The 24,505-nt window shown below is 41.2% G+C and carries 17 protein-coding genes, 6 tRNA genes and 1 pseudogene; 4 read left to right on the top strand and 20 right to left on the bottom strand.

Going from position 1 to position 24,505, the window contains the following annotated elements; genetic code table 11:
• Window positions 1-36 precede the first annotated feature (36 nt).
• A complete protein-coding gene (locus tag ACRWP9_RS07735; RefSeq protein ID WP_434928620.1) occupies window positions 37-441 on the top strand; it encodes a MerC domain-containing protein in 405 nt (134 codons plus the stop codon).
• Window positions 442-923: 482 nt separating this feature from the next.
• On the opposite strand, the gene ACRWP9_RS07730 is transcribed toward ACRWP9_RS07735, so the two are convergent.
• The 8 genes from ACRWP9_RS07730 to ACRWP9_RS07695 all read right to left on the bottom strand — a co-directional run bounded on the left by ACRWP9_RS07730 (window position 924) and on the right by ACRWP9_RS07695 (window position 12,791).
• Window positions 924-2,783, bottom strand: coding sequence for an Lnb N-terminal periplasmic domain-containing protein (locus tag ACRWP9_RS07730; RefSeq protein ID WP_434928619.1), 1,860 nt, complete (start codon window positions 2,781-2,783; stop codon window positions 924-926).
• Window positions 2,784-2,833: 50 nt separating this feature from the next.
• A complete protein-coding gene (locus ACRWP9_RS07725; RefSeq protein WP_434928618.1) occupies window positions 2,834-3,322 on the bottom strand; it encodes a DUF3015 family protein in 489 nt (162 codons plus the stop codon).
• 1,585 nt (window positions 3,323-4,907) lie between these two features.
• On the bottom strand, window positions 4,908-6,086 hold the full coding sequence (locus ACRWP9_RS07720; protein ID WP_434928617.1) for a methyl-accepting chemotaxis protein: 1,179 nt from the start codon (window positions 6,084-6,086) through the stop codon (window positions 4,908-4,910).
• Between the two features lie 414 nt (window positions 6,087-6,500).
• Window positions 6,501-7,118 carry a hypothetical protein gene (locus ACRWP9_RS07715; protein ID WP_434928616.1) on the bottom strand — a complete coding sequence of 206 codons (618 nt, stop codon included), beginning with the start codon at window positions 7,116-7,118 and terminating at the stop codon, window positions 6,501-6,503.
• A gap of 62 nt (window positions 7,119-7,180) precedes the next feature.
• Window positions 7,181-7,633 carry a hypothetical protein gene (locus ACRWP9_RS07710; protein ID WP_434928615.1) on the bottom strand — a complete coding sequence of 151 codons (453 nt, stop codon included), beginning with the start codon at window positions 7,631-7,633 and terminating at the stop codon, window positions 7,181-7,183.
• 19 nt (window positions 7,634-7,652) lie between these two features.
• Window positions 7,653-9,278 (bottom strand): glutamate--cysteine ligase, encoded by a 1,626-nt coding sequence (gshA, locus tag ACRWP9_RS07705; RefSeq protein ID WP_434928614.1) that lies wholly within the window; start codon window positions 9,276-9,278, stop codon window positions 7,653-7,655.
• 197 nt (window positions 9,279-9,475) lie between these two features.
• Complete coding sequence (locus ACRWP9_RS07700; protein ID WP_434928613.1) at window positions 9,476-12,334, bottom strand: M16 family metallopeptidase; 2,859 nt, start codon at window positions 12,332-12,334, stop codon at window positions 9,476-9,478.
• A gap of 34 nt (window positions 12,335-12,368) precedes the next feature.
• Entirely contained in the window at window positions 12,369-12,791 is a 423-nt protein-coding gene (locus ACRWP9_RS07695; RefSeq protein WP_434928612.1) for a YqaA family protein, read from the bottom strand.
• 295 nt (window positions 12,792-13,086) lie between these two features.
• Between ACRWP9_RS07695 and ACRWP9_RS07690 the strand changes: the two genes are divergently transcribed.
• A complete protein-coding gene (locus ACRWP9_RS07690; protein ID WP_434928611.1) occupies window positions 13,087-14,337 on the top strand; it encodes a dicarboxylate/amino acid:cation symporter in 1,251 nt (416 codons plus the stop codon).
• Window positions 14,338-14,363: 26 nt separating this feature from the next.
• Window positions 14,364-14,489, top strand: a complete 126-nt coding sequence (locus ACRWP9_RS07685) for a hypothetical protein (RefSeq protein ID WP_434928610.1) — start codon at window positions 14,364-14,366, stop codon at window positions 14,487-14,489.
• A gap of 140 nt (window positions 14,490-14,629) precedes the next feature.
• Here ACRWP9_RS07685 and ACRWP9_RS07680 read toward each other — a convergent pair whose 3' ends face one another.
• The 12 genes and pseudogenes from ACRWP9_RS07680 to alaS all read right to left on the bottom strand — a co-directional run bounded on the left by ACRWP9_RS07680 (window position 14,630) and on the right by alaS (window position 23,596).
• A complete protein-coding gene (locus ACRWP9_RS07680; protein WP_434928609.1) occupies window positions 14,630-15,439 on the bottom strand; it encodes a RecX family transcriptional regulator in 810 nt (269 codons plus the stop codon).
• A gap of 170 nt (window positions 15,440-15,609) precedes the next feature.
• A complete protein-coding gene (locus ACRWP9_RS07675; RefSeq protein WP_434928608.1) occupies window positions 15,610-16,740 on the bottom strand; it encodes a sodium ion-translocating decarboxylase subunit beta in 1,131 nt (376 codons plus the stop codon).
• A gap of 9 nt (window positions 16,741-16,749) precedes the next feature.
• A pseudogene (gene oadA, locus ACRWP9_RS07670) lies at window positions 16,750-18,530 on the bottom strand (sodium-extruding oxaloacetate decarboxylase subunit alpha).
• 20 nt (window positions 18,531-18,550) lie between these two features.
• Window positions 18,551-18,784: an OadG family transporter subunit gene (locus ACRWP9_RS07665; RefSeq protein ID WP_226410644.1), complete on the bottom strand. Its 234-nt coding sequence runs from the start codon at window positions 18,782-18,784 to the stop codon at window positions 18,551-18,553.
• Between the two features lie 661 nt (window positions 18,785-19,445).
• Window positions 19,446-19,522: transfer RNA gene (locus tag ACRWP9_RS07660), tRNA-Arg, on the bottom strand.
• Window positions 19,523-19,596: 74 nt separating this feature from the next.
• Window positions 19,597-19,688, bottom strand: a tRNA-Ser gene (locus ACRWP9_RS07655).
• 8 nt (window positions 19,689-19,696) lie between these two features.
• Window positions 19,697-19,773: transfer RNA gene (locus ACRWP9_RS07650), tRNA-Arg, on the bottom strand.
• A gap of 31 nt (window positions 19,774-19,804) precedes the next feature.
• Window positions 19,805-19,881 (bottom strand) — tRNA-Arg (locus ACRWP9_RS07645).
• A 23-nt stretch (window positions 19,882-19,904) separates the two neighbouring features.
• Window positions 19,905-19,981, bottom strand: a tRNA-Arg gene (locus ACRWP9_RS07640).
• 23 nt (window positions 19,982-20,004) lie between these two features.
• Window positions 20,005-20,096, bottom strand: a tRNA-Ser gene (locus tag ACRWP9_RS07635).
• A gap of 278 nt (window positions 20,097-20,374) precedes the next feature.
• Window positions 20,375-20,569 (bottom strand): carbon storage regulator CsrA, encoded by a 195-nt coding sequence (gene csrA, locus ACRWP9_RS07630; RefSeq protein ID WP_434928607.1) that lies wholly within the window; start codon window positions 20,567-20,569, stop codon window positions 20,375-20,377.
• Between the two features lie 402 nt (window positions 20,570-20,971).
• Window positions 20,972-23,596, bottom strand: coding sequence for an alanine--tRNA ligase (gene alaS, locus ACRWP9_RS07625; RefSeq protein ID WP_434928606.1), 2,625 nt, complete (start codon window positions 23,594-23,596; stop codon window positions 20,972-20,974).
• A 333-nt stretch (window positions 23,597-23,929) separates the two neighbouring features.
• Between alaS and ACRWP9_RS07620 the strand changes: the two genes are divergently transcribed.
• The gene (locus tag ACRWP9_RS07620; RefSeq protein ID WP_226410647.1) at window positions 23,930-24,325 is read left to right on the top strand and encodes a DUF2391 family protein; all 396 of its coding nucleotides are present in this window, start codon (window positions 23,930-23,932) and stop codon (window positions 24,323-24,325) included.
• The last annotated feature ends 180 nt before the right edge of the window (window positions 24,326-24,505 follow it).

Here is a 24,505-nt window from a genome sequence, read left to right as displayed (position 1 = left end):
TCTGCTGTATTTACAAACAGTTCACAGGATATAACAATGAAAGTCGTTCAAAAAATAACAGACCTGTTTTCAATTGGTTTGTCGCTATTATGCGCTGTACATTGTTTATTCTTACCACTATTACTGGTACTACTGCCAGGATTAGGGGCACTGCAACTCGACAATGAAGCCTTTCATTTATGGATACTCATTGCCGTTATTCCCATTAGCCTAATTGCATTGTCTTTAGGGTGTAAAAAACATAACAGTTTCAGATTGTTGATACTAGGCAGCACAGGGCTTATGTTACTTTTATTTGCTGCGATTTGGGGACATGAGTTAGCGGGAGATACTGGCGAAAAAGTACTGACATTAATTGGTTCTAGCCTTGTGGCTATTGCGCACTTTGTCAATTTAACCCGCTGTAAACGTAATCAATCACAGTGTAATAATGCCCGCTAAAACCGCATAATAAGCCTAATTTGCGTTAAGTCTGGATATTTTGTATCGGTGTACAAACATGATAAAGCTTGATCAACGTCTAATTCGATTTTGGACAAAAGCGGGTTGGAAGGTTTCATTTTAATAAAACTTTAATCAGATCCAATTAAATCCTCATAGGTTTGAGATTGACTACAAGTGCAGATGATCCAGCGAGACGCCGCAAGCACCTCCATGTGGGCTTAACCAAAACATCCCTGTTTTGGATACTCGCTGGCTCATCTGCACCCGCATTATTATCTCTTCGATTTAACTTCATTGATGGCTGCGGCAACACTAGAGTTAACTCGTTACTGGACATAACTTTGTTAGATTTTTAGCTCTAATTCGTGAGTTTCGGATTAGTATTTGTAAGTGTAGTGGCATATTCCGCCCACTAAGGACCATTGCTCCGCAACTAAAGGACCAGCCTCCGAATTGCTTGGGCCAGGCTTGCTTACGGTTTACCAATACCAGCCAAACGACAGGCCAAATTCATTTGCACTTTGATCTTTAGCGATTGAAACGCGGATATCTAGATTCTGTTGTAGTAAATATCGCCCATTCAGTTTAGTGAGAAAATCTTTTTTGCCACCACTATAAAAGCGCTGTTCAAACTCAAGTCTAGATGAGAAACGCTCAAAGGCGTACCAGGTCGAGATAATCTTAGTGGAGAGATAACCATCGTCAGTGTTAATATTTTCACCCAGATATCCGCCGCCAACAAAACCAGTAATATTTAGCTCAGGTATACCTTCAAAGCCATAACCAATTCCCGAGTTCACTTTAATAGCTTCGCAGTTGTTACAACTCATCTCTCTTTGCGCCGCACCGATATCGATGTACCAAGAATAATTGCGGTCCCCCGGAAGCCCGGTTTTATTTGCTCGGATACTTTCTATTTTTAACAATGACAAATCTTTCATGAAAATGTGATTATCGGTAAATCCTAACACCAACTCTCCCATGCTAAGCGCCGAAAAACTCACATGTCCTTCCCCCGCATCAAGGGCGTCATAGTAAGCAGGACGCAGCGCAATTTGGCCATAAAATCCCAATTCAGAATTGTGTAACACCTGCACCGAAGAGTAACTGGACTTGTTACCCAAATGAGGTGGGGAATCAGAGTTAAACTGCTCAATAGCAGGCCCCGTGGGGAGTTGGTAACGTAATAATACTGACTGTTTGTAGTAATTATTATTGATGTCGCTGCGACCATCCTCCTCTTTACGCATAAATTGATAGTAATCAATTAACGTGTCGACAATTTGATGCTGCTCTATTAGTGCAAAAGCAGACAAGTCACTCTTAGCAATGTTTTCAGGTTTACCCACTATGTCAAACAAGGTGGTTTTTTGCTGCTTATTTAGAAATGAGAAACGTTGGTATAGCCTGCTTTGCCTAGAGGGATGATATTTAACCTTACGAACAAGTGGCTGATTATTATAATTAGTCGCCGAAAGGTTTTGTACCACAGATTGCGGCGTCATCCATAAACGCTCACTGTCTGCAAGTTTACTGTTAAGCACCAGCTGAAGTAATTCACCCATATGAAAGGCACAATTGCGATTAAAGAAATAATAGGTGTAATCAGCATCAAGCAGCTCCCAAATATGTCCAACCAACAGATTAGTATCCTGTTGCTCAAGGGCTAGTTCATACTCCCATAAATCGCGTAACTCAGACTCCCTGTAATTACCTTCATGGTAAAAATATTCTTGCTGCGTAAATGAGGCGTCGTACAGTCCGATAATACCTTTAATGACATATAAGGCCATATTCTCATCTAGTGGAATATCGGCACCAAAATTGATCGCCGTATCCTGTAATGTGTTTTGATGCTTAAACTTGTCTTCGGTGTTTAACTTAAGGAGTAAATGGCCATAGTAAGATGCTGGATTGGCAAGAAAACCGGTTGCAAAAATAACACTAACTGAATTAACACTCTGCTGTTGGGTAAATTGATTGAATTGAGGACAGCTGACATCAGTAATACCAACACTGCTGATATCAATTTGCTGTTTTAACCAAGTATAACGCGCGGGAAATTTACACTGGGCATGTGAATCCGGATCGGCATTTTCAACAGGCTTAGCAAACGCGCTAAGCGTCGCGCTTAACTCGGCTAATGGATTTGAGTTTCCATCTTTTGAAAAAAAGAATTTGGGGGAGCGGATATAACTTTGGTCATCTGCATATACAAGTAGCTTTAACCACATATCTGATGAACTTAATTTTTCGAGTTCAGTAGTAGCGTGAGTATTTTTAGCTTGAAGAAAAGGACAAAATAACAGAATGCTGCAGAATAAAAACAATCGATTCATTTGAAAACTCAAGAAAGAATAGGAAGCGGGCTTCCTATTCTTTTTAAACGTTAAACAGACTCTACAGCACTAATAATTGTGGTGTAATACAACTCAGATTTTTCACGTTTATCAGCAGAAATGTATGCATCATTGGCGATATTGGCAGCCATTTGAGCACGTACGTTATCAATAACTGCAACTTGCTGGCTTGGAGTTACATCAAGCATGTTCATTAATGCAGTTAAATGTTCGCCTTTTCCACGAGCCGTATCTTCAATTAAATTGTCATATGAATTTAAGATAAACACAGCAGCATCAACTTTTTTACCTGAACAGGTCTCAGGGCTGGCTGTCGCTGATGTTACGGCTGTAGTACCAATATCCCAAATAATATTTGATGTTACAGCTAATGCTTTATGCTGAGTAAATAAAGCAGCACCGATACCACAATCTGAAAATGGATTTGGACCTGAACCTGGTGTTTTGTCAATTTCAGCAGATACAGATGCCGATAAAGCCATAGATATTGACAGTGTTGCGATAGCGAAAAATTTCATTTTAATTCCTTATATTATAAAAATTCCAGCCCAATATTATTAAACAAAATTAAGGCGCGTAGTTATTTAACATTTTCATAGCCCTAAATCCACTAATATTAATCATTAGAACAATTCACTGAACACTGTGTTTATCTTTTAATCAACTTCACTTTATTTTCTTATCGAAAAAATGGGTTTTAATTAAATTAACATGGCCATCTTGACGCTCCCGGTGAGTCAAGATAATACTCTGCTCACCCAAAGCTTTTTGGCCTTAGTTTTCTATTCTATTGCTTCACACTTGTCATTGCTTTTGATGCGACTCATTTACCGCTAGAAGCGGTTGTACTGCCCCAATTTTTATAAGAGAAGCGGGCTTAACAGTCAAGCTGTGCCCGTAATGAAATCCGTACCACTGCACCTATATATGTGAAACACCCATGCGGACTAGGTTTACCCTATCCTTGGCTTATTCGGCCTAGCACTGGTTGGACTGAGCCATTACTTCATCGTAAACAACAACCTTGGTGAGTGTTTAATGTGCTATCTTGCGGCTCTTATCACCCACTCGGGTTAACTACCCTTTTCCAGACCGAGCTCTGCAAGATAGCGACAACAGTGTTAACAAGTACCATGGTTTAGTCCTTGGTGCGCTGCGTACTGCGGAGCATAAGGCACTTGTTTTTGTAATAAAATCCATATCAGTCTGGCGAGTCTATGTAAATTAGTTGGGTCAGAGTAAACTTTAAAAAGGTAGCTTATGGGCACATGCTATTGAATGGCTTTTTCTTCCCTAAATGGTGCGCTCGATGATTGTGTTCGAGGTTACCCAACTTTGTCCTTAAGTTTGATACTTTAATCTACTTTATCGCTTTAATTCAATGTTTTACTTTGTTTTTATTGGTTTGGTTACTGAAGCTCATAACTTCAATCTAACCAATTGCCTGCCGCAGGCCTATGTGCAGATGATCCAGCGAGACGCCGACTCTTGGTTTTAAAATCAGCATCCATGTGGGCTTAACCAAACCAATAACATCCATGTTAAACAGCCAGTTTGGCATCCATGCCTCTCGCTCAGAAATGTTTCACTTAGTGAAACTTCGCCCTGTTTTGGATACTCGCTGGCTCATCTGCACCCGAAATTTTCACATCTTCAATTCAACTTCATTTGTAACAATTCCATAAGAAAAGCTGGGATTTCCATTTTGAATTGAGGTCATCGAGACTCTTTATTCCGAGAACCCGTGAGCTTGGCATGGATGCCACGCTAGCTTTCGTTGGGCCAGGGACGGCCCATCGGAAGCGTTAGGATATTTTTTAATTAGGTGACAATGGCCGACGCTGGATACAGATGAAGTTTGAAGCTGGATCGATCCCCATCGAAAATTATGCGCTTTTCAGCATTTTTCGTCTGGGGCGCTGAGGGTTTCCAAAGGGGCGCAAGCGTTTTGCCCCTTTGGTCTGGTGTGGGCGAAGCGCCACGACGTTGACTTTTTTTCAAAATGGCAAACAAATTGAACTTTTATCAACACAGCATTTAAGCGTACGCTATTCGCTTTATGGCCTATCAATAAAAAAGATAGACCATCAAATTATCAATAGATTACACGCAGACTCGCCCAAGTACTTGTTCTAGTTTATCTGAGGTTTTACTTTGAATTTGCGCACTTTCGACAACTACTTTTAACCCTTGGGACACTTCTTGGCTAAGGCGCGATATTTCATTGGCGCGCTGATTAATACTTTCAGTAGAGGACTGCTGGCCCTGAATACTGTAAGTCATATTACTGGCTACATTATCTAGCAAGCCATAAGCCTGTTCGATATCTTTAAATGCGCGGGTAACACGTTGACACTGTTCGACACTTCCATGGCTAATACGCTGACTTTCACTGATGCCATTCACGGCATTTTTAGCTTTGGTTTGTAACTGCTCAACAATGATTTGTATTTCTACTGTTGACTCTTGAGTACGGTGTGCAAGTGCTCTTACTTCATCGGCAACTACCGCAAAGCCTCGCCCTTGCTCACCAGCACGGGCAGCTTCAATGGCGGCATTTAATGCCAGTAAGTTAGTTTGCTCGGCAATACTTTTGATCACCTCAAGTACATTACCAATCTTTAAACTGTCTTGATTCAATAAACTGACATCATTGACCATACTCTCAATTCCGCTAGCTAAAGCGGTCATTGCCGTTTGATTTTCAATGGCATCTTTATTACCGATTTGCAGTAATTGGTGTACTTCTGCTGACGTTGACTTTAACTCGTTTGCATTAGAGGATAATTCAGTAGCGGTATGGGTAATTTCTTGCAGTGATAAGGTTATTTGTTGGTTTTCATGTACGCTTTTATCAACCGAACCTTCCGCTTGGTGCATTTGTTCGGTTAATACTTTAGCACCTTGTTTGAACGCTTTGGCATCGACTCGAATAACATCTAATATCACTTTCAAGCCTTCAACAAACTGGCTTAAGTCATTGGTGATCAATGCCAGTTCGTCAGCTTCATTATCTTTAAGCGGCCCTGCTGGCGCTTTTTCTGTATTAACCACCAGCTGTAAATATTGATGTAATTTAGCCAAACGTGCTTGTAAGTAATACTCCATTGACCATAATCCGATAGCCAGCTGACACACCAGCAATCCAATCAGTAAGCTTAATATCGTAGTCTTAGTTATTTCAGCGTCCAAAAAGCTAATAATGATTAAAAAAGGCACTATTGTTAATAAAATAGGCGCTAATAACTTACGGTGTATCGATTTTTGGAATGTCGTATTCATAGTATTTTCCGATTATCTTGTTATTATTCTGCAATCTGGAGGGGCTGTGTTATCAATAATATTGGTGTTATTCATCATAAGGTAAATGCATTGTTAACAAGCTAGTTACATTGTATCGGCAAACAAGGGTGAAGTTAAACTAATAAACCCCAGCTCGGGATAATAAATCCATATCAAACAGATCTTTGCCCGCTAACTGCGTTGAATTCATTTGCAATAGCTCGCTATTGACGCATAAATTCGCCTTGTTAACAGCGCAAAGCTCAAGTTTGAGGATAAACAGTTGAATTTTGGCTACTTCAATACCGTTTATTCATCTCTTAACCCGAGCTGAGGTTAATAAAATGTCATAAAAAAATACCACCTAATTGGTGATATTTTTTTGATTTTTTTAACAACAAAAATCGGGTCAAGTTAGCCAAAGAAAAGTCGCCATAACCATGATGAATCAAGATCATCCTTACATGTTTGATATTGCTGAGCATAGCGCCTGGCGCGATCATCAACTTTTTGAGCAACGGGTGTTAACCATTTTTTGGCTTTATATGAACCACGTTTATAACCGCCCCAGCCTTCGTGATAATTGAGATACTGATTTTTCGCATCCCATTTAGACACACCATTGATCTTATTGGTTTTATAAATAAACCAGCCCATGAAATCCATCGCATCATCAAAGTCGCTGCGGCTAGACCAGGAATTACCGGTTTCTCGCACATAATCATCCCAGGTCATGGTTTTAGCCTGCGCATACCCATAGGCATCGCTGGCACGCCCGGTAGGAATAAAGCCCAAAAAGTACTCCATCGGTGGAGCGGCGTTATACTTGAATGAACTTTCTTGGTACATCATGGCTAAAGGAACATGCACAGGCACGCCCCACTTTTCACGGGTATCTACCGCAGCTTCATACCATGAACGATGTTGTTTAAAAATGGAGCAAAGGTTTTCAGGTTCAGCAGGAGGAGAGGTCGCACAACCGGATAATACAATTACACTGCACAAACTGACCATGTATAAAAACGGTTTCATAGCACCTCAATTAGCTCACTTAATAAAAATTAAGTGTCACATCTATGGCCTGCTAATGCAATTTATGGTTTGGGATTTAACTCACACTCAAAAAACTCTTGTTTAAATACCACGGGTTGCCAGAAGTCTTTATTACTACCAACGTAAATTTTGTCGGTATTCATTTGAGCGGCTATATGGTAACGCTGATCCGTTTCAACATTCACAGTTAAAGTTTTTGGACCTCGCGCGGACAGTGACACTTTTAGCTCAGGTGAGTTAATTAATTCCACTACCGTAAATTGATGCTCACCCGTTTGCAGCAAGTAATTAGGGCGAGAAATAACAGGCACCCCATCTAAGTGGGTCACAATAGTGCGATAAAGGTACTGGGTTGCATCTGGTTTTATATAAGCAGACACAGTGCCACATTCAAGGCCATTGTCAGACGATGCACAACCAGACAGCAACATAATCGTTGCTGTTAGGCTGAGGAACACCCCTGATTGTGGGTTCAATCGTTTTACTGCACCCATCAGACTTTATCGCCCTTCATTATGCTTTACAGCCACTATACAACTCTGGCGAAGCAACTTCTTTAAAATATTCTTGCAGGAAAATATCAAAATTAGGCATAGATTCAGATTCTATCTGCTGCTGTTTGTCTAATGATGATTCTGCCTCATCTTTATATTGCTGCTCAATTTCATGACTTAATGGATAAGTGCATAAAAAATCATGGTAATTATTAGCGAGTTGTTTAACCCAGTCGCCATGATCCACATTTTTAGTGATAATTTCATTAAGGACACGGCCAGAAAGTGTTTGGCTAGGATCTTCAATCGCACCAGCCCAATGGCTTAATGCGTTTTGATAACTGTAGCCATGCTCACCGTCTAATAAAGTGGCGAGTCGAGACAAGTCAGCAAACAAATCGGTTAGCCACACTTTAATATCAATATCCTGGCCATTTTGCTTAAGCATTAGTCCAGGCTTACGTCCTTCTAACACTACAGCTTTTAGGTTTGCCGCAATTTCTTTCTCGCGTTGATCATCGGTCAGTGCTGACGGTGACAATAAGCAATACAGTAAGAATAAATCTAAAAAGCGTACTTGAGTGGCATCAATACCAACCGGGCTAAATGGATTAACATCCAGTGCTCGCACTTCAATATATTCAACCCCTGCACGCATCAGAGCCTGTGAAGGTTTTTCGCCCGATTTTGTCACGCGTTTAGCACGAATAGGCGAGTAAAATTCATTCTCAATTTGCAAAATATTATGGTTTAGCTGACGGTATTCTCCGTCCACATTAACGCCAATTTGTTCAAACTTTTTCGATGGCATTTTAATCGCAGCTTGCACACCCGCTAGATACTCGGGCAGCGAGTTATAGCTGATATTCAGCGTATCTTGTTCTTTATTGGTATAGCCTAAATCACTCATGCGTAATGATGTGGCATAAGGTAAGTAAAGTGTGCCTTTTCCGGTTTTTTTAAAATCAAAATCAACGGTTTGATCTTTCACAAACGATGAACATAATGCGGGAGTAGAGCCAAATAAATATGGCAACACCCATACCAAGCGGCGATAATTTCGGATCAAACCAAAATAAGATTCAGAAATAAACTCACAACGGCTTAATGAGTCTGAGCGCATCTGCGGATTATTAGATAGTTTATTATCAAATAAGCGTTGCCATAGCTCTGCTGAGACAGAAAAGTTAAAATGCACCCCAGAAATTATTTGCATCAACGCACCGTAACGATGAGTTAAGCCTTTTCTATAGAGGGTTTTCATCAGACCGTTATTTGACACACCGTATTGAGCCACAGGAATATTTTTCACATCGCCAATATAACAAGGCATGCTCACTGGCCATAATTTTTGGCCATTTAAGTTCCGTACTGTGTAGGCATGAGTTTGCGTTAGCTCTTCAAGCAATTCATCAATGTCATTGTGGACAGGAGTAATAAATTCAAGCAAAGCTTCACTGTAGTCAGTGGTAATTCTTGAGTGTGTTAATGCAGAGCCTAAAGCTTGCGGATGTAAATCTTGTGCCAACTGGCCGTTACCTTCGATACGTAAAGCTTCACGCTCAATACCACGGAGCATACCGAGTAAGGCTTCGCGCCCTTCGCTGTCGCCAAGCTGGTCGACAATTTCATTGAAAGATTTCAATATTCTATTCTCTATTGATTAATTCGCGTGATTAAATACGATTGGTATCAGTAGACCCGATGATACCCGAGATTATTACCAAATTGGCAAAAAAACTGTAAACAAAAACGGCAACAGAAATTCTGCCGCCGTTTTAACTAGAACTAATACTGATATTGGGGTAAATCAGATCAATTCAAGTCAGCCATTTTAGACAATTAATTTAACACTTCAATTGGATAGCCCAATGGCGCAAGCTGTGGCTCAATCACTTTTCTATCGCCAACCACTAATATCACCATAGTATTGATATCAAGCAAGGATTTAGCAAGTGAGTTTAATTCAGTGGTGGTCACTGAATTAATGATCTGAGTTTGCTCAGCGGTAAATTGATGGTCTAGCTGATAACGCTGAATTTTACGAATAAAACCGGCCTTTTGATAAGGTGTTTCAAAGTCCAACGCTTGTCCTTGAGTAATAGAATTGCGTAAAAATGCCAACTCTGTTTCATTCATACCCGACTGCTGATAGATTTGAATTTCATTAATAAACTCGCTAATTGCCGCGCCTGTGACATCACTTCTAACACTGGCGGAGGCGATAAACTCACCACTGTCTTCTTGGCCACTGAAGCTTGTTCTGGCGCCATAGGTATAACCTTTGTCTTCGCGTAAGTTTAAGTTTATTCGACTATTGAATGCGCCGCCCAATGGGTAATTCATCAAGTTGGCTTTAAAATAATCACCGGTGACATCATAGGTTAACGCGCGTTTACCAATATTAATCACCGACTGCGCCGCATCTGGCTTATCGATAATATAAATGGTTGCAGGTTTAGCGTGGATCCGTTTATCAATAGGTGAAAGCACACTGGCGTTACCCGCCCAATAGCTAAATCCATTAAGCATAGGTATCACATCAGCTTTGGCTAAATCAGACACCAACACCATTTGGGCATTACCTGCGGTAAATTGCTGTTGATAAAAAGCTTTTACATCATCAAGGGTTAATGCCGATACCGATGCCACTGTGCCTAAATCGCTACTGCCCATGGCGGTATTATTGCCATATAACAAGGCAGAAAAACCATTACTGGCCAGGAAACTCGGATTAGTCATTGCTTGTTGTAAACTTTGTAATTGCTGCTGTTTAACGCGTTCAAAGTCAGCACTGACAAAACCAGGCTGGAATAAACGTTCTTCAACAATACTTAAGGTTGCGGCAAAATTTTTCGACAAACTAGACACTTGTACATAGGTTTGTGACTCACCTGCGCTAACAGTGACATTTGAACCTAACATTTCTAATGCTTGAGCTAGCTCTTCTGCAGAGCGCTTATTGCTTGATTCATTCATCATAGCTGCGGTTAGCTTGGCTAGTCCGGCTTTTTCAACAGGCACAGTACGGTGCCCGCCTTCAAGGTAAATCACTAGCTCGACTGTCGGTGTCTCTTCACTTTCAGTGCCCATCACCTCAATACCATTGCTTAAGGTGGCAGACCAAAGTGTGGGTACAGTCAGTTGTGGAGCGTCACCCGGAGCAGGTATTAAGGTGCGATCAAAACTTGATACAACAGGCTTAATATCAACCAGTCCCGTCACAGCATCCTCTGCAATGGCTAAGCTTTTGGGCGCAAAATTATCTGCTTTGGCAATTAATTGTGATTGGCCTTCAGGCACCACACTCATCACCACTTTAGGTTTATCTTTGATGTACTGATTAAATACCCGCATAACATCTGCTTTAGTCACACTGTTATAACGGGCTAAATCTTTTGCTACTCGATTAGGATCACCATAGAAGGTTTCATTTGAAGCTAAAGTCGCTACCTTGCCAGCGACGCTTTGCAACCCAAAAATAGTACTGGCTTCAAACTGTACTTTAACCTTTTGTAGGTCTTCGTCAGTCACACCACGTTGCTCAAATTCGGCAATAGATTCATTAATTTTAGCTTCTAACGCATCCAGCTTGCCACCATTTGCAGGATTAGCTAGGGCATATAAAGTAAATTGGCACATCAATTCTTGGCATGGATGACTAACAGATGATTGCACTGCCAACCCATCTTTAACTAAGTTTTTGTATAACAATGACGTTTGACCACCGCCAATGATATTCGCCAGTAGATCTAATGCGGCTTCATCAGGGTGACCGGCATACACGGTTGGCATACCCACATATAATAAAGGCAAATGTACTTTATCTTCCATTGAAAGATAACGGGTTTTATCTAAGGTCACCGCGGTTTTGGTGGCAGCATCTACTTTAGGTCCTGAAGGGATTTCACCAAAATATTGGTTAATCCAGGCTAAAGTTTGTGTTTCATCAAAATCACCACCAATGGTTAATGTGGCGTTATTAGGCCCATACCAACGCTGGAAAAAGTGCTTAACATCATCAACAGTGGCACGTTCAAGATCGTCCGGCCAGCCAATAACTGGCCATGAATAAGGATGGCCTTCAGGATAAAGGGCTTGTGCAAAACGTTCGCCTAAACGGCCGTAAGGGCGGTTATCAATCCGTTGTGCCCGCTCATTTTTAACGGTCTCACGTTGTACTTCAAATTTTTCACTGGTTAATGCGGGTAACAAGAATCCCATTCTGTCGGACTCTAACCAGAGCATTTTTTCTAACTGATTTTTGGGCACAGTTTCAAAATAATTAGTTCTATCGGAATTGGTTGTACCATTTAGTGTACCGCCCGCTTCGGTAACCACTTTAAAGTGTTGCTCATCGGCAACATTTTGTGAGCCCTGGAACATCATATGTTCAAATAAATGGGCAAAACCACTGCGTCCGGCTAATTCCCGTGCCGAGCCCACATGATAGGTTACGTCAACGTGTACAAGGGGATCTGATGTGTCTTGATGCAAAATCACCGTTAGCCCATTTGCGAGCTGATATTTTTTGTAAGGAATGCCAATGTTACTGTCAGCGATAGTAACCGCTTCAACTAGATTAACGCCTGCTGGTAAGCTTGTTTGCTGTGCGATTAGCTTAATGTCATCATTAACATTGTCTGCTGCACATCCGGTAATTGCCGCACTAATCGCGACCGCAAGTATCCACTTTTTCAAAAAACACACTCCTTGAGCTTACATAACTGCATTATCAAATTGCTGCCATAAATATAAAAACAATTAAACTATAGCGTACTGTTTTACCGATAAAAATCATTACTGTTGAGCTTACCACTGGTAATTTTAACCACCCAGCAATTAAGCATAAAATATCACCAATAAGCGGTAACCAGGACAAGAGTAACGCCCATACGCCAAAACGTTCAAACCATCCCAGTGATCGCTGATAGTACTTATTATCAAAATCAGCTGGTGATTTTGCAAATCGTCCCGCTCGGCCTAAATAATAACTCGTGACGGCACCTAAGGTATTGCCCAAACTGGCAACAATCAATAAACCTAACCAAGGGTCACTGTTTTGCTGTAACAAACCAATAAGTAAAACTTCTGATCCCCCCGGTAACAAGGTGGCAGCTAAAAAAGCTCCAGAAAACATCAGCCATAACTCAGTCAAAATATACCCTTATGATTTTAAAATACTTTTTAATTTATAAACGCTTTATTTTAAAAGTTATTGCACAGTAAAAAACTTATAATTATATTAACATTGATATATATAATTATAAGTTATATCAAATTGACGTTGTTTGTCTTTATTTGCCTCTCTAGAATGCCATTAAATTTGATTCATCTGTCTAGAATGGGTAACTTACACCGCTGGTTCAAACCGCAATAGACGGATGAATTATGCATAATCGCCCATTCATCTTATCAATACGCCTAACAATAACCATAAAATGAGAACCTCGATGATTTTAGACACCTTTAAACGTATTCCATTTTGGCAAAAAGTTCTCGCAGGCTTCATCTTGGGCACTCTTGCAGGTATCGCTTTGGGCGAATCAGCAATTGTGCTTAAGCCTCTTGGTGACCTATTTATTAGCGCGATCAAAATGTTGGTCGCCCCACTAGTCTTTTGCGCCATTGTGGTCAGCATTACCTCTTTAGGCAATCAAACCAACTTAAAGCGCTTAAGCTTGAAAACCTTAGGCCTATTTATGCTGACGGGCACGATAGCTTCATTTATTGGTTTAGCGGTTGGCAGCTTAATCGACATGGGTGGTTCACTTGAATTAGCCACTACCGAAGTGCGTGAACGTGACATTCCCGGATTTGCCCAAGTATTACTCAATATGATCCCGGTTAATCCTTTTGCTTCTTTAGCGGAAGGCAAAGTGTTACAGATAATTGTGTTTGCAGCCTTAGTCGGTATTGCAATTAATGCCGTCGGTGAAAAAGCTGAACCATTGAAGAAGGTCATGGAAGCCAGTGCTGAAGTGATGTTTCAACTGACGCGCATGGTATTAAAACTGACCCCGATTGGTGTATTTGGCTTAATGGCTTGGGTTGTTGGCGAGTACGGTTTAAGTACTCTTTTACCGTTAGGTAAATTTATTATTGCCATTTATATTGCTGCATTAATTCACATTATTTTTGTTTATGGTGGGTTAATTAAATTTGCCGCAGGTTTAAGCCCGGTAAAGTTTTTCCGCAAAGCCATGCCGGCTCAACTAGTGGCCTTTAGTACCGCATCGAGCTTTGGTACCCTACCTGCTAGTACACGTTGTACTGAAGCAATGGGCGTATCAAAACGTTACAGTGCCTTTGTACTGCCCTTAGGCGCGACCATGAACATGGACGGTTGTGGTGGTATTTACCCTGCTATTGCCGCTATCTTTATTGCTCAAATCTACGGTATTCCCTTAGATATGACTGATTACATGCTGATTGCCGTTACCGCCACGGTTGCCTCTGTAGGTACCGCTGGCGTACCCGGCAGTGCAATGGTGATGTTAACTGTTACCTTAGGCGTTATCGGCTTGCCCCTTGAAGGCATTGCATTTATTGCCGCCATTGATCGCATTATTGATATGATCCGCACCGCGACTAATGTCACCGGTGACATGATGACCGCGGTTGTTATAGGCAAAAGCGAAGGCCAATTAGATATTGAGCAGTTCAACTCTGAAGAGACACTCACTGAACAGAAAATCGCTTAACCAGCGTTGAAAGGACTTATGTTTGATTGAGTACCTTTAAGTCTGTTGATGCTAAAGCAATAAATGCCAATATCACGTTAATGATATTGGCATTTTTTATCGCTCATTTTGCTAACTTAACTTTGATTTTCCCTAGCGCTGATTTGCAGTAACATCGTGCGGTAACATTATGTGGTAAACACCTTTGGCAATAAATGGCACCCATTATAGAATCACTCTATGTCTCAAAAAAATGAGCATCTTGAGTAAAACACAGCATTTAAATATCGACAAATGCATACAGATATTTTGATTATTCGTCATCTAGTGACATAGCTTCTTTTATTTCATCACTGCCAAAACCTTTACGGGATAAATACGCATACGCTTTCGACTTTTCTTTGTAATCCGATAAGTTATAACGTTTTTTAGCTAGCTGATCTTTACAGCTTTGATAGAAATCAACCTCTTCTGTTAAGTTTAACTGGTAAAGGGTTTCTTCAAAATCAGTCACGTCAATCAATCGCTGTTTAAGTTCCTGCAAGATAAGTGTTTTACCTTTGCCCTTGTTAAATAGCTTGATGATTTCTGTTGTTAAATCAACTTTGTCAGCTTTTATCGCCAGCTTACTGCGCAATGTGTCACTTTCAGGGTGGTGGGATAATGCATGATCAATTTCTGCGCGTGAAAATCCTTTTGTAGTCATCTGGGTATAGACTTTTTCTTTACTGGTGCCATTAAAGTTATCAAATCTATTAAGTAGTCTAGACGTGGCCATTTCAAAGGTATCGACCTGTTGCTCGTGCATTACTTGCTCTATTGCTGTTTCAATGTCTGTTGCTGATAGACCGCGCAGTTGTAGTTTGCGCCTTATTGCGCCTGCGCCTAGCTCACTGCTAAAGGCCGACTGGCAATAACGTACAGCGAAGTCGAAGTCATTTTTTAAATAACCACTTTCTACTAGTCTAGCCAGTACGATATCAATCCATTGTTGATTATCAGTTTTACGCGCTAGCTTGGTGCGAATTTCATTAATGGTGAAGTCTTGCTGACCAAGATGCCAGTAAGCACTGTTAAAGACATTATCGATAGTTTTGGCTTGACGTAATGGGGCACGCTGCATAGAAATGGGTCTTTAAGTAACAAGTAATCTTAAACAGTGTAGCAGTTATGGCTAATGATGATTAAGCAAAAAATAAGGCCAGTACATGATGTACTGGCCTTATTTTAATAATATCGACACAGATTTCTAAGCGCTACTTCAATGTGTAGATATATAACTTTAAAACGATATTAGCCTAATACCGCTAATAAGACCCCAGCAGCAACGGCACTGCCTAACACACCAGCCACATTCGGGCCCATAGCATGCATCAACAAGAAGTTTTGATGATTAGCTTCCAAGCCAACCTTGTTAACCACTCGGGCAGCCATAGGCACGGCTGACACGCCTGCTGCGCCAATTAATGGGTTAACCTTACCGCCAGATAATTTACACATTAACTTAGCCATCAACACGCCTGTAGCGGTACCAATAGAGAATGCCACTGCACCTAGAAGTAAAATGCCTAAGGTTTCAATTCGTAGAAATTGATCAGCTGACAGTTTAGATCCCACTGCTAACCCTAAGAAGATAGTGACAATATTGATAAGTTCGTTTTGTGATGTTTTAGATAGACGGTCAACTACACCCGATTCACGCATCAAATTACCCAAACAGAACATACCCACAAGTGGCGTGGCGGCAGGTAAAAACAAAATGGTTAACCCAACTACCATTAACGGGAAAATAATTTTTTCACGCTTACTGACTTCGCGAAGCTGTTCCATTTTAATGCTACGTTCAGCAGGAGTTGTTAACAACCTCATAATAGGCGGTTGAATTAAAGGCACTAACGCCATGTACGAATATGCTGCTACCGCAATTGCGCCTAACAAATCTGGCGCGAGCTTAGAGGCCAAAAAGATAGCTGTGGGGCCATCTGCACCACCAATAATGGCAATGGCAGCCGCATCTTGCATAGTAAACTCAAAACCTGGCACCCAATTTAATGCAATCGCACCTAACAATGTGGCAAAGATACCAAACTGTGCTGCGGCCCCTAAAAGTAACGTTTTAGGGTTAGCAATTAAGGCTCCAAAATCGGTCATAGCGCCAACGCCCATAAAGATCAATAACGGAAAAACCCCCGTTTCAATCCCGATATGGTAAGCGTACCAAAGTAAACCACCTTCGTCGGTAAAGCCTGCATTGGGAATGTTGGCTAAAATGGCGCCAAAGCCGATAGGCAATAATAACAAAGGCTCAAAGCCACGTGCGATGGCAAGATAAAGTAATAAACACCCTACTCCCATCATTAATACTTGCCCACCGGTGAAATGAGCAATACCTGTTTCGCCCCAAAAGGCCATTAATCCTTCCATAATGTCCTCTTACGCCAAATCTAATAATGCTGAGCCAACCGTAACACTGTCGCCTTGCTTAACCGCAAGATTAGTGACCACACCGTCTTCGTTCGCACGCACTTCAGTTTCCATTTTCATAGCTTCAAGAATGATAACCACTTCACCGGCTTTAATCGCTTGACCGTTAGCCACAAGCACTTTAAATATATTACCCGACAATGGCGCTGTCATACTGTATTTAACTGCACCAGTAGGCGCTGAGACGACTTGAGTAGGGGTAGCAGCATTAGAAGTAGCCACAGGCACTATTTGACTGATCTCACCCCCTGGCTTACCTGAACAACAAAACTTTGACCTTCTACATTAACGGTATAGGTTTCAGGACCTTTTTCTTTATCCGCTTTAACCACTAAATCATCTGCTGAGGGCACAGGTTCAAAGGCATCAGGGTTACCGCGATTTTGTAGAAACTTAAGACCAATTTGGTTAAATAAAGCATAGGTCATTACATCGTCGTCAGACTCAGCTGCCAAAGTAAAACCTTCTTCTTGGGCTTTAGCAGCAAGCTCTGTTCGGAGCTTATCAAGTTCAGGGGCGATTAAATCAGCTGGACGACAAGTGATAGCTTTTGCTCCATTTAACACACGAGCTTGTAGCTCAGCATTAACCGGAGCAGGTGTCGCGCCATATTCACCTTTTAACACACCTTCTGTTTCTTTAGTCATCGATTTGTATCGTTCACCCATCAACACATTGATAACCGATTGGGAGCCAACTATTTGTGATGTTGGTGTCACTAAAGGCAAGAAACCTAAGTCTGCACGTACCCGTGGGATCTCAGCTAACACCGCATCCATCTTATCTGCAGCGCCTTGCTCTTTTAGCTGATTTTCCATGTTGGTTAACATGCCACCTGGCACTTGGGCGCGTAAAATACGTGAATCAATTCCCTTAAGTGCGCCCTCAAAACGAACGTACTTTTTACGTACTTCACGGAAATAAGCGGCTATCTCTTCTAAGAGCACCATATCGTAACCAGTGGCCCTATCGGTATCTTCTACCATGGCCACTAAAGTTTCGGTTGCGCTGTGGCCGTAGGTTTGGCTCATTGAAGAGATTGCAGTATCAAGCACATCAACACCCGCCTCGATGGCCTTTTGGTATGTCGCTGTGCTAAGACCTGTTGTCGCATGACAATGCATCGATACCATTAAGTCAGTTTGCGATTTTAAGCGGCTAATTAAATCATAAGCTTGCATCGGCTTAAGTAAGCCAGCCATATCTTTAATACATAATGAATCCGCGCCCATGTCTTCTAAGTGCTTAGCCATATCAACCCAGGTATCAAGGGTATGTACTGGGCTAGTCGTAAATGAAATCGTTCCCTGCGCGTGGCCACCTACATTTTTAACCGCTTTAACGGCGGTTTCTAAGTTACGCACATCATTCATGGCATCAAAAATACGGAATACATCTACACCATTGGTATGAGCACGCTCAACAAAACGGGTAACAACATCATCAGCATAATGACGATACCCTAATAAATTTTGTCCACGTAACAACATTTGCTGTGGCGTGTTTGGCATGGCCTTTTTGAGTTCACGAATGCGATCCCACGGGTCTTCGCCTAAATAGCGAATACATGAATCAAAAGTAGCGCCACCCCATGATTCTAATGACCAATAACCCACTTTATCCAGCAAAGGAGCAATGGGTAACATGTCATCAATACGTAAGCGTGTTGCAAGTAGAGATTGGTGGGCGTCACGCAGGACGACATCGGTGAGTAATAACGGCTTGCTCATAAAAGCTCCCAAAATAAATCTTACGCGCGATATTGATGAATCGCAGAAGTAATAGCGGCGACTAACTTAGGATTTAATCCTGTCGTTGATCCTGTGTTGATCTTTGGCTCTGGTGTTGGCTCAATAGGAACTGGACTGTATTTAGCCACTATTCCAATACCAACAATTAAAATACTCAAGAAAATGAACACTAAGCCCATTCCCATCACCATAATGCCAAGCGCATCAACTAATTGTTGGCTGATCGATGCCATAGTCCCTCACTGTAATAAATACGACAAATGTGTTCCATTGGGTAACATGCCAAGCTTTGACATGCGTATTAAGGCATGATGACTCGCGGCCTCGTTATTTCGCATTCTTTTATTCAAAACCATTTTCAGAATAAATATTCAATTAATACTTGACCAGCTAATCAAGCCAACTTTAACAGAAACTGAATTCATATCCATTTTAACGACTTCTTATGTTACAAAATATACACAAATCATAACAAAATCACTATCCAACTGTAAAATGGTCTTACCATAAATAATTACCAAAAATAGAAACAAATAAGAATTTGATAATAAAAGCAGCCGTTAACTAAGAATTACATAATAAATCTCACTCCCCCTCTGACACACAAGAGTGTTACATCATTGTTGATCAAACTAAACAGGCAACCACCAACGATTTACCGCCACTTATTTTTTCCAATCTTGATCGTTGAATAAAAATTTACTAAACATAAAAATAAAGTCACTACTTTGTGATGGAGTTCATTATTTCTAGTGATCAAAGATGATAAGTAGATTGAAAGATCACCAGAATGTCTATCGAAGATGAATATGGATGATTAAACGCAGCTAAATGGAATGATTAGAAATCGAATGCAAAAAAAAACCTGCTAATTAATAGCAGGTTTTTTTAATGTGGTGCGCGTGGGAGGAGTCGAACCTCCGACCGCCTGGTTCGTAGCCAGGTACTCTATCCAGCTGAGCTACACGCGCAAAATCTTACTTAGTACTTAATGCCATCATTACATCAGATTAAAGTGCAGTGCACTATAACATCAATGAATGAATGGCGGAGAAGGAGGGATTCGAACCCTCGATGGGAGTTAAAGCCCATACTCCCTTAGCAGGGGAGCGCCTTCGGCCACTCGGCCACCTCTCCGTCAAATATGGTGCGCGTGGGAGGAGTCGAACCTCCGACCGCCTGGTTCGTAGCCAGGTACTCTATCCAGCTGAGCTACACGCGCAAATTTTTCTATACAGTCTTTCTATTTTGAATGGTGCGGATGGAAGGAGTCGAACCTTCGACCGCCTGGTTCGTAGCCAGGTACTCTATCCAGCTGAGCTACATCCGCATTCAAAATCACAACAATAGAAATGGTGCGGATGGAAGGAGTCGAACCTTCGACCGCCTGGTTCGTAGCCAGGTACTCTATCCAGCTGAGCTACATCCGCATCGATTTAACTATTGTAAGAAATGGCGGAGAAGGAGGGATTCGAACCCTCGATGGGAGTTAAAGCCCATACTCCCTTAGCAGGGGAGCGCCTTCGGCCACTCGGCCACCTCTCCGTTTTCTTGGCGCACATATTACTGTTTGCCGAAAATAAGTCAAACCCTTTTTCCAAACCGCTAACCATTTGAACTGTTTTTAAGCACATTGAGGGGTTTAACAGCAAATAAGACTCCAAATACTCTACTTATTAAGTGAATAAATAATATTAGCTAAATAAAATACTTTCTCACCTATTACAATATTTGCAGTCAAGCTAAACAAAACTTTACCGCGTGTAAAAACAAAAAAGTCAGCAAATGCTGACTTAGTCGTTTCAATATCTAACAAAAACTGCTTAGAAGTTACCGCCATCAGATGAGTCTGACTTTTCAGATTGGATCCGTTGGTAAATCTCTTCACGGTGAACAGATACTTCTTTGGGTGCATTGACACCAATACGTACTTGGTTACCCTTAACACCTAATACTGTGACAGTGACTTCATCACCAATCATCAATGTTTCGCCTACACGACGAGTCAAAATTAGCATATTGGTTACTCCTTTAGTTCACACTGCATAACACGCTTTGTCCGTAATATGCGTTATTATAGGGTTTGCTCAGTAAAAGTCATAGTAACTTCAAATACAAAGTTTGACTATTAAGCATATATAATTCAAAAATTAACAAATGATCTAACACCAACATAAAAATGCATCGACATTAGATCATACAAAATGACAATTACGATAAATAGTTAACAAACCCGTTATGCACGACATATTAAACCATTTTCGAACCAACTTAAGTGTTAAGTTAACCGCGCTGTGATAGTGACCAGCAGCAAAACTATGTTAACTATGCCAAAAGTGTCAATGACACTCAAGTCTTAAAGTGTAATAACCCTGCTTTAAGACTTGATTTAAGTATTATTTTTCGTTCACGGCTATTGTTTAGCCTAAGCGTTCAGTCAACCAAGGTAACACTAAAGCTAATGCGGCATCTAAGTTCTCAGGCTGAGTACCGCCCGCTTGTGCCATATCTGGGCGTCCACCGCCTTTACCGCCGACTTGCTGGGCAATCATAGCCACCAACTCACCGGCTTTAATTTGCTTGGTTAAATCATTACTGACACCCGCAATCAAATTAACTTTACCTTCTGTGGCAACACCTAATACGATAACGGCAGACTTTAACTTTTGCTTAAGCTCATCTTGCAAACCACGTAATGATCCAGCATCAACACCTTCAAGCTTTTTCACTAGGACTTTAATACCATTTATCTCAATAGCATCACCTGCTAAATCAGCACTTGCTGCAGCGGCAAGCTTATCTTTCATTTGCGATAAATCTTTTTCAAGCTGTTTCACTTTATCTAGCTGCGCTTTTAATTTAGTGATAACAGAAGCACTGTCTGACTTAAGTAACACAGCGGCTTCTTCTAACTGGGCTTGTTGATCTGCCACATACGCCAATGCAGCAGCACCTGTAACAGCTTCAATACGACGCACACCTGCTGCAATGCCGCTCTCAGAGGTTAATTTAAATAAACCAATGTCACCCGTACGACCTACGTGCGTACCGCCACATAACTCAATAGAGAAGTCACCCATGGTAACAACACGCACTTGTGCATCATACTTCTCGCCAAATAACGCCATTGCGCCTTTTTCTTTGGCTTCATCTATACCCATTTCTTGGGTATTTAATTGATGATTTAGACGAATTTGAGTATTAACTAACTCCTCAATCTCTTTAATTTCAGCCGGCTTGACACCTTCAAAATGTGAGAAGTCAAAACGTAGACGCTCAGGATTAACTAAGGAGCCTTTTTGAGTCACATGACTGCCTAATACTTGACGAAGTGCAGCATGAAGTAAGTGAGTCACTGAATGGTTAAGTTCAGTGCTCTTGCGCAAGTTGTTATCGACTAAAGCCGTTAAATTAGCACCAACTTTGATTGTGCCCTGAGTCAGTTTTCCCTGATGGCCCGTTGCCTGGCCAAATTTCTGTGTATCATGCACCTCAAAGCTAACGCCTTGTGTACTTAGCACACCTTGGTCACCAACTTGTCCACCAGACTCTGCGTAGAAAGGTGTGTTATCGAGTACCAGCACAGCTTCCTGACCAGCTGTTACTTCGCTCACTTCATTACCATCGATATACAAAGCAACTACGGTCGCATCACCGGTTAAGCCTTGATAACCACAAAATGCGGTTTGCTTATCAATAATCAATTGCTTGTTGTAATCAGTACCAAAGTTACCAGCAGCTTGCGCACGGCTTCGTTGCTCAGCCATTGCCGCTTCAAAACCAACTTCATCGACAGTAATGTCACGCTCACGGCACACGTCTGCGGTCAAATCCACAGGGAAGCCGTAGGTATCGTAAAGTTTAAATGCGGTGTCACCATCAAGCACCTTGCCAGATAAGCTATTAAGCGCGTTATCAAGCAGCCCCAAACCACGCTCTAACGTGCGGGCAAATTGCTCTTCTTCAGCTTTTAAGGCTTTTTCAACAATCGCTTGCATTGCAGCTAGGCCTTTAGCTGCATCACCCATAACGTTGATTAAGGTAGGCACAAGCTTATAGAAAAACGCATCCGTAGCGCCAAGCTTATTACCATGACGTACTGCGCGGCGAATAATACGACGCAGTACATAACCACGGCCTTCATTAGAAGGTAAAACACCATCCGCAATCAGGAAAGAGCAAGAACGAATATGATCAGCTATTACGCGTAATGATTTATTTTCTAAATCAGTAACGTTAATTATTTCAGCTGTTTTAGCAATAAGTTGCTTAAAGATATCAATTTCATAATTTGAATGTACTCCCTGCATGATAGCTGCAATACGCTCAATTCCCATGCCGGTATCTACCGACGGCTTAGGCAAAGGTAACATCTCACCGTCTGCTTGACGGTTATATTGCATAAATACGATGTTCCAAATCTCGATAAAACGATCGCCATCTTCTTCAGGTGAACCAGGACGTCCTCCCCAAATATGATCGCCATGGTCATAGAAAATTTCAGAACATGGACCACAAGGACCGGTATCACCCATTTGCCAGAAATTATCTGACGCATAAGCCCCACCTTTGTTATCGCCGATGCGGATAATATTCTCAGCAGCTACGCCAATTTTGTTGTTCCACAGTTCAAACGCTTGATCATCGGTTTCATAAATGGTCACGCATAAACGATCTTTTGGTAGTTTCAATGTTTCAGTTAAAAAGGTCCACGCAAAACGGATCGCTTCTTCTTTGAAGTAATCACCAAAACTAAAATTACCTAGCATTTCAAAAAAAGTATGGTGACGTGCGGTATAACCCACGTTATCTAAATCATTATGCTTACCACCGGCTCGAACACAGCGCTGTGATGTCGTCGCACGAGTGTAGCTGCGTTTATCCATCCCCAAGAACACATCTTTAAATTGGTTCATGCCGGCATTGGTAAATAGCAGTGTTGGGTCGTTAGTTGGAACCAGCGAACTACTGTCTAAAACTTGATGTCCGTTATCTTCAAAGTACTTTAAAAAAGCACTTCTTAACTCTGCAGTGGTCTGAAACATGGATGCGTCCTGATATAGAGAATACAAAAGTGTCTAGCTTGCTATACAAGCCAGTAAATGAGGGCATTATATACTGAATTTACGCAAAAATGCGAGATGAGTAAGGCGATTATCATCTGAACAATATTCGATTAGCTTATCGCAAAATATGAGTGCTGTGGCATAAGATTAACAATCTTCTCAATTAGCTATCAATCTGAATATAGGTGCGTAAACACTCGCTTTAAGGTAATTTGTAGTTAAACAGTCCTTCATATATTACAGCTAGTATTACATCTAGGCTTTAACTTAGGGTTTGTTATGCAAACCAGAATGTTTTAAAAAGGAAAAGTAATGAAGTTTAGCTTTAATGGCGAAGATGCCAGCCAAATTTTTGTCGGCGCATTTGCGCTTGCGGTCCCGATTTCGTTTTCAGAGGAAGCGTGGCGATTAGGTGAAACCCTCCCTTTTTTCAATTTATTAATGCTTTTTTTATTATCGGTTATTTTTCTAGGGCTATATACCTATCAAAGTGTCTTTCAAAATAATATTAGCTCAAGAAAATTAGTGTTTATTTTCCGTATTGTTATCGCTTATCTAATGACAGCATTAGTGGTTGCATTAGTGCTATTTTGTTTAGACAAATTACCCTTTTGGGTAGACCCATTAACATCGTTAAAACGGATAATAGTCATTACTATGCCGGCATCGATGGGCGCCATTGTGGTGGACAGTTTTGATAAAGAATAATGTTATATCGGATGAACTAGAGGCTATTTTATTTGGTTTGTTATTGTTCTGTGGCTAGCGTACCAATCTACTAAAAGAATAAAATTTCAATTGATTTAGTTAGTTATCTAGTTAGTTATCTAGTTAGTTATCTAGTTAGTTATCTAGTTAGTGGCGGGTAAGTCTAGTCAGTATAGCAAG

Source organism: Shewanella sp. HL-SH2 (assembly GCF_051164935.1).
GTDB classification, from domain to species: Bacteria; Pseudomonadota; Gammaproteobacteria; order Enterobacterales; family Shewanellaceae; genus Shewanella; species Shewanella glacialimarina.
Note: the sequence above shows the minus strand (reverse complement) of the source record. Positions and strands in the feature narration are given on the sequence as shown.